The sequence below is a fragment of the Rubellimicrobium roseum genome, assembly GCF_006152145.1.
Lineage (GTDB): Bacteria > Pseudomonadota > Alphaproteobacteria > Rhodobacterales > Rhodobacteraceae > Rubellimicrobium > Rubellimicrobium roseum.
In genome coordinates this window covers 44,773-51,686 of record NZ_VDFV01000022.1, presented here as the reverse complement: position 1 = coordinate 51,686, position 6,914 = coordinate 44,773, and the positions used below count along the sequence as shown (strand labels likewise).

Annotated in this window: 6 protein-coding genes; all 6 read left to right on the top strand. The window is 69.8% G+C overall.

Annotated features, from left to right (window positions below; genetic code table 11):
* The first annotated feature begins 1,101 nt into the window (after positions 1 to 1,101).
* A complete protein-coding gene (locus FHG71_RS14220) occupies positions 1,102 to 1,554 on the top strand; it encodes an RbsD/FucU family protein (protein WP_139082356.1) in 453 nt (150 codons plus the stop codon).
* 345 nt (positions 1,555 to 1,899) lie between these two features.
* On the top strand, positions 1,900 to 3,090 hold the full coding sequence (locus tag FHG71_RS14215; RefSeq protein ID WP_139082355.1) for a cation:proton antiporter domain-containing protein: 1,191 nt from the start codon (positions 1,900 to 1,902) through the stop codon (positions 3,088 to 3,090).
* Between the two features lie 88 nt (positions 3,091 to 3,178).
* Positions 3,179 to 4,141, top strand: a complete 963-nt coding sequence (locus tag FHG71_RS14210) for a metal ABC transporter solute-binding protein, Zn/Mn family (RefSeq protein WP_139082354.1) — start codon at positions 3,179 to 3,181, stop codon at positions 4,139 to 4,141.
* Complete coding sequence (locus FHG71_RS14205; RefSeq protein ID WP_139082353.1) at positions 4,138 to 4,920, top strand: metal ABC transporter ATP-binding protein; 783 nt, start codon at positions 4,138 to 4,140, stop codon at positions 4,918 to 4,920. Before FHG71_RS14210 ends, FHG71_RS14205 begins: the two co-directional genes overlap by 4 nt.
* The gene (locus FHG71_RS14200; protein WP_139082352.1) at positions 4,920 to 5,972 is read left to right on the top strand and encodes a metal ABC transporter permease; all 1,053 of its coding nucleotides are present in this window, start codon (positions 4,920 to 4,922) and stop codon (positions 5,970 to 5,972) included. The genes FHG71_RS14205 and FHG71_RS14200 overlap by 1 nt, the downstream gene beginning before the upstream one ends.
* Entirely contained in the window at positions 5,972 to 6,898 is a 927-nt protein-coding gene (locus tag FHG71_RS14195) for a metal ABC transporter permease (RefSeq protein ID WP_139082351.1), read from the top strand. Before FHG71_RS14200 ends, FHG71_RS14195 begins: the two co-directional genes overlap by 1 nt.
* Positions 6,899 to 6,914 lie beyond the last annotated feature (16 nt).

Here is a 6,914-nt window from a genome sequence, read left to right as displayed (position 1 = left end):
CCCAAGGTCTTTCTCTCGGCCATCGCCTTGGCCGCAACCGTCATGTTCTGGCTATGAGTCCTGAGCGTAGCCACGACTCCCAACCTCCAGAACACCTTTATCGCCTTGCCAAATGGACTGCTTGTTCACTCTTTCGACGTTGGCGACGGCTAGAGGCATCGCCCGACCGTGGACCCGACAGGCGGCCCGATGCCAAGCCAAGTCTACCCACGGCTGGTCGAAGCGGAACTCAGACGCCAGCCCAACGACTGGCACGGGCCCTAGGCTGCGAGTTCTTCTTAGATGAAACGCCGAGTTCAGGTACCCGGTCCACGATGAACTGACTTGCCGGCACATGGAATTGCCTGACCACTCAGGGTCGGACATCGGCCCCCGTCCGATCGAGGTGTCCAAACTCACCCAACAGGGGCAACCTCGGAAGAGATAGACGCTCTGGCCCGGAGGCTGACCAAGACTTGCGCCGCCGGTGCAAAGTTCGATCCGTCACTGCCCATCCAAGATGGGTCCGACATGCCTACATGGACAGGCCGAACACCCACAGCTACGGTTTTCTGGACTGCATCGGGGAGGGGTGATGGCCGAAGTCGCAAGACGAAACCCGCACAGGGCTGCCGACATCGTGGCCAGATCGTTGCCGGGCCGACCTTGACCAGTCGGACCATCCCATGGGCACGCCGGCCGACCTATTGTAGTCCGGTCGGCCCTGACATGCTCGCCTGCGCCTCAGGCTCCACGAACGCTCTTATCTTGGGACCTACTCCGGTTGCAGACTGCGGCGTCTATCATCATGACGGCGATATGGTGCGCGAGCCCTGGGTGAGCAGTGGGCACGACTCGGTCGCAAGAGTCACGATTGTGAAGCCGAGACCGGCAATCTGGCGAGAGAAGTTCGGGCGCTGCATGAAGCATGACTTGGAACCATGCAGCACAACAGGTCTTTTCGGTCGAGCGCCTCGCGAGGGCGTGGGGCATATGCAACCGGAAATGGCCCAAGGCCCCACCATCCTTTTCACCCCGACCGCTTTCGATGCTTGATCGGTTGGCCTTGGGCGCATCTCTTCGGTGCAGGCACAGGAAAATTCATCAATAGAGGGACGGAACATGTTGAAAGGAATCGACAACCGGCTGAGCGCAGACGTGCTCTATGCTCTTCGCGCGATGGGGCACGGGGACCTCCTGGTGGTCTGCGACACCAACTTCCCCGCCGACAGCATCGCGCGCGAGACGGTGCTGGGCGAGCTGCTGCACATGGACAATCTCACGGCCGCGCAGGCCATCGAGGCAATCCTCTCGGTGCTGCCGCTCGACACCTTCGTGCCCGACTTCGCCGGCCGGATGGAGGTGGTGGGCGAGCCCGCGACGGTTCCGGCGGTGCAGAAGGAGGTGCAGGAGGTCATCGACCGGGTCGATGGTCGCGAGGCGCGCCTCGTCGGCATCGAACGCTTCACCTTCTATGACACGGCGCGCCAAGCCTACGCGGTGATCCAGACCGGCGAGCGGCGGTTCTATGGCTGCTTCACGTTGCGCAAGGGCGTAATCCCGCCCGAGGGCTGAGCGCCCCGGGCGCGATCGGCGGTCCAGTGATCGGGCGTGTCGCGCCCTGACCGGAGACGTGTTCGCACGAGCGGCTCTGGGCGTGGCGAACGGCGTGATCCGATCCTTCAAGGGTGAAGAGGGATGGCGCCGGACCGGTCCGACCTTGCCCGGAGATCCGCTTCCGCCACGCAGCACGGTTCACGATGGTCCTGGTGCGGGTGGTCCCCGCGTGAGGGGCGGCCACGCCGAAAAAGCGCTCTACACGATTCTGGTCGGAACTGTTCCCAAGCCGAGGCCCTTGCGCATCTCGGATCCGAGGCCCCAGATCCGCACCATCCCGAACCGCTCGCTGAAGGAGACCCGATGGAGGGCCACAGCCTCATCACCACGCTCGTCGCCGGCTTCGTCATGGCCTTCCTGTTCGGCCTCGTGGCTAACCGGCTCCGGCTGTCGCCCTTGGTGGGCTACATCCTGGCGGGGGTTGCGGTGGGTCCCTTCACGCCGGGATTCGTGGCCGACACCGAGCTTGCTCCCCAACTCGCCGAGATCGGGGTGATCCTGCTGATGTTCGGGGTGGGGCTGCACTTCTCGCCCAAGGATCTCATGTCAGTGCGCCGCGTGGCACTGCCGGGGGCAGTGGCGCAGATCGCCGCCGCCACTGGCCTGGGCTGGCTCCTAGGCGAGATCTATGGCCTGAGCCATGCCGAGGCGCTGCTGATGGGCTTCTCGGTGTCGGTGGCCTCCACGGTCGTCCTGATCCGCGCGCTCGAGGAGCGCGCCCAAGTCCGCAGTCCCACGGGCCGCCTCGCCGTCGGCTGGCTCATCGTCGAGGACCTCGTGATGGTGCTGGCGCTCGTGCTCCTGCCGCTGATGGCGGGCTCGGGCGAGGAAACTTCGGCCGCCGGCGCCGCGGCCCAGGTGGGCTGGGTTCTGTTCAAGGTCGCGACCTTTGTTCTCCTCATGGCAGCGGTGGGGACGCGGGTCCTGCCCAGCGCCCTCATCGCCATCGCCCACGAACGCTCGCGCGAGCTCTTCACGCTGGGCGTCCTGGCCATCGCCATGGGCATCGCCTGGCTGGCCTACGCCGTCTTCGACGCCTCCTTCGCGCTGGGGGCCTTCGTGGCGGGCCTCGTGCTGGCCGCCTCGCCCCTGGGCCACAGCGCGGCCGAACGCTCGCTGCCGCTGCGCGATGCCTTCTCGGTGCTGTTCTTCGTGTCGGTGGGAATGCTCTTCGATCCCAGGATCCTTGTCGAGCAGCCGGTCAAGGTCCTGAGCCTTCTGGCGATCATCATGCTGGGCAAGTCCCTGGCCGCGCTCGCCATCACCTCGGCCTTCGGCCAGGACCGACGCACCGGCCTCACCGTCGCCGCAAGCCTCGCGCAGGCCGGGGAATTCACCTTCATCCTGGCGGGCCTGGGCGTGTCGCTGGGGGTGATGGCATCCCGGACGCACGACCTCGTGCTGGCGGCGGCGCTCCTGTCCATCGCCCTGAATCCCCTGATGTTCAAGCTCGTCGACCGGCTCGCGCCGCGTCCCGTGCCGCAGCCGGCCTGAGCGCCACTGCTGCGAATTACTCGCATTTGACTTGACGTATTGCGAATGCCTCTCAATATCATCCTGTGGATAACACGAGGGGGACCGCATGCCGCCCACGCCGCTCTGCCGACGCTCCGTGATCCTGGGCCTCGCGGCCGCGCCTTGGCTGACGGGGGCGGCCCGTGCCGCCGGGCCGCTTCGGGTCGTCGCGACCATGAGCATGATCGCCGACACCGCCCGGGCCCTCGGGGGTGAGGGGGTGGCTGTGCAGGGCCTGATGGGGCCGGGCGTCGACCCCCACGCCTACCGGCAGACCCGTAGCGACATCGCCGCCATGGTTAACGCCGACCTCACGCTCTGGCACGGCCTCTTCCTCGAGGCGCAGATGGAGGACTTCCTCCACGACCTCGCCGCGCACAAGCCCGTGGCGGCCGTGGCCGAAAGCCTACCGCGCGATCGGCTTCTGGGGCACGACCGCTACGCCGACCGCTTCGACCCGCATGTCTGGATGGACCCGGCGCTCTGGTCGGGCGTCAGCGACGCCATCGGCGGGGCGCTGCTCTCGGTCGCGCCCGACCTGCCCGTGGAGGCGGCGCTCGGCCCCTACCAGGCCGAGCTCGCCTCGCTGCGCGCCTATGCCGACGAGGTGCTGGGCTCCGTCCCGCCCGAGTCGCGCGTCCTGGTCACCGCCCATGACGCCTTCGCCTATTTCGGCCGCGCCTGGGGGTTCGACGTGCAAGGCATCCAGGGAGTCTCGACCGAGTCCGAGGCCGGCGTCGCTCGCATCGAGGAACTGGTGAGCCTTCTCGTGGAGAGGCAGGTCCGCGCCGTCTTCGTCGAAAGCTCCGTCTCGGACCGCGGCCTGCGCGCCCTGATCGAAGGCACGGCCGCCCGTGGCCACACGGTGCGCATCGGCGGCGTGCTCTTCTCCGACGCCATGGGCGAGGAGGGCACCTACGAGGGCACCTATCTCGGCATGATCGACCACAACGTGACGCTGGTCGCCCGCGAACTCGGGGGCACCACCCCCGAGGGCGGGCGGCTTGGCCGGCTCTGGAGGCCCGCATGAACGCCCTGGGACGCTTCCCCGAGACGCTGATCCCGCTCGACGAGAGCCCCCTGGCCGTTCATGGCCTCTCGGCAGGCTATGGCGGCAAGCCGGCCGTGATGGATGTCGACATGACGGTCATCCCCGGAACGCTGATGGCCATCGTGGGGCCCAACGGCGCGGGCAAGTCCACGCTCCTCAAGGCCGTGCTGGGCCTGGTGCCGCGCCTGGCGGGCGAGGTTGCCGTCTTCGGCGAGCCTTTCGCCCGCGCGCGCCACCGCGTGGCCTACGTGCCCCAGCGCGCCTCGGTGGATTGGGACTTCCCGGTGCGCGTCATCGACGTGGCGCTGATGGGCCTCCACCGCGAACTGGGGCTCCTGGGTCGCATCCGGCCCCACCACCGCGCCCGCGCCGAGGCCGCGCTCGAACGCACCGGCACGCTGGAGCTCGCGGACCGCCAGATTGGCCAGCTTTCGGGTGGCCAGCAGCAGCGCGTGTTCCTGGCGCGCGCGCTGGCGCAGGGCGCCGATCTCGTCCTCCTCGACGAGCCCTTCGCAGGCGTGGACGCCGCGACCGAGGCCGCCATCGTCCGCGTGCTCAAGTCGCTGCGCACCGAGGGCAGGTCGGTCGTCTGCGTCCACCATGACCTGGGCACCGTGGCCGAGTACTTCGACCGCGTGCTCCTCCTGAACCGCCGGCCGATCGACGAGGGCCCGACCGACCTCGTCCTGACCGACCGCAACCTCCAGGCCACCTATGGCGGCCGCTTGTCGGCCCGCCATCTCGCGCTGGTGCGCTGATGATGCTCTTCCTCGAAGCGCTGCTGCTCCAGGCGGGCCGCAACGCTGCGCTCGTGTCCGTGGGCGCGGCGCTCCTCGGCCTCTCGGCCGGAGCGGCCGGGACCTTCATGGTGCTCAGGAAGCGCGCGCTCGTGGCCGACGCCATGGCGCATGCGACGCTGCCCGGCGTGGCGCTGGCCTTCCTGGTCATGGTGGCCTTCGGCGGCGAGGGGCGCTCGCTTCTAGGGCTCCTCCTCGGGGCGGCGGCCACGGCCGCGCTCGGGCTCTGGGCGGTCGAATGCCTCACCTCCCGCACCCGACTGCCCGAGGACGCATCCATCGGAGCGGTCCTGTCCGTGACCTTCGGGGCCGGGCTCGTGCTCCTCACGGTGATCCAGGCCATGTCGGCAGGGCAGCAGGCCGGGCTCGAAGGCTTCCTTCTGGGCTCGACGGCCGGGATGCTCCAGGCCGATGCGCTCACGGTGGCGGCCGGGGGCGCGATCGCGGGTCTTGTCATCTGGGCGCTGCGCCGGCCCATGGCCATCGTGGCCTTCGACGAAGGCTACGCCGCCACTGCCGGGATCGACGTGCGCCGCACCGACCTCGCCGGAATGCTCCTCGTGCTCTTCGTGACGGTGGCGGGGCTGCGGATCGTGGGCCTCGTGCTCATCGTGGCGCTCCTCATCATCCCGGCCGTCGCCGCGCGCTTCTGGACCGACCGGGCCGGGGTGCTGCTCGCGGTTGCGGCCGGTATCGGCGGCGTCTCGGGTTGGGTGGGCACCGCGCTTTCGGCCACGGCGCCGTCCCTCCCCGCGGGGCCGCTCGTGGTGCTGGTGGCCGCCGGGATCTTCGCGGCCTCGCTCCTCTTCGCCCCTGGCCGGGGGGCCGTCGCCCGCGCCCGCGCCGCCCGCCGGGCCGCGCCGATCCTGAGCCGCGAGGAGTCGCTCCGCTGGATCGCGCTGCGCCATGCCGACCCGTCCTCGCCGCTCATCGCGCAGGACGACGGCCGCACGCCGCTCTCGGCCCTGTTGCCCGTCGAGCAGATCGCGGGTCTCGACCGGAGGATCGGCTGATGGGGGCCGAGTTCGTCCAGCTCTCGCTGCCGCCCATCATGATCGGCATATGCGCAGCCGTGGCCTGCGCGCTGCCGGGAAACTTCCTGCTCCTGCGCCGCCAGGCTCTCCTGGGGGACGCGGTGTCCCACGTGGTGCTGCCCGGCATGGTCGTGGCCTTCCTGCTGACCGGCGCGCTCGCGCCCATTGCGATGATGCTGGGGGCTCTGGTCGCCGCGCTCCTCGCGGTCGTGCTGATCGAGGCGGTGCGCCGCTGGGGCAACGTCGAGCCCGGCGCCGCCATGGGCACCGTCTTCACAACACTCTTCGCGGTTGGGGTTCTGCTCTTGGAAACGACGGGCGCCTCGGGCGTCCACCTCGACGTGGAGCACGCGCTGATGGGCAACCTCGAATCGCTCATCTGGTTCGCGGCCAGCGACTGGGGCTCGCTCCTCGATCCCGCCGCGCTCGCGGGCCTGCCGCCCGAGCTTGGACGCCTCGCGCTCGTGCTGGTGGCGGCCGTCCTCTACATCGCGGTCCTGCGCCGCCCGCTGGTCGCCGCCACCTTCGACGAGGGCTTCGCCCGCGCGACCGGCCAGCGCCCGGCGGCGGTGGGGCTGGGGCTCGTCGCGCTGGCCGCCGCCGCCGCCGTCACGGCCTTCGAGGCCGTGGGCGCCATCATCGTCATCGCCATGTTCGTCGTCCCGCCCGCCACCGCGCGGCTGCTGACCGACCGGCTCTGGACGCAGGTCTGGCTCAGCGCGGGCCTGGCCGCCCTTTCGGCCGCGCTGGGCTACATTCTCGCGGGCTACGGGCCGCTCTGGCTGGGCGGAGAGCATTCCGTCAGCGCGGCGGGCATGATCGCCGTCGTCTCGGGCCTGGGCCTCGCGCTCGCCGCCCGGCTCGGCCCCCGCCGCCACCGGCGCGAGGCGCTCCCCCTGCCGTGACGCGGGCCCGCCTTGG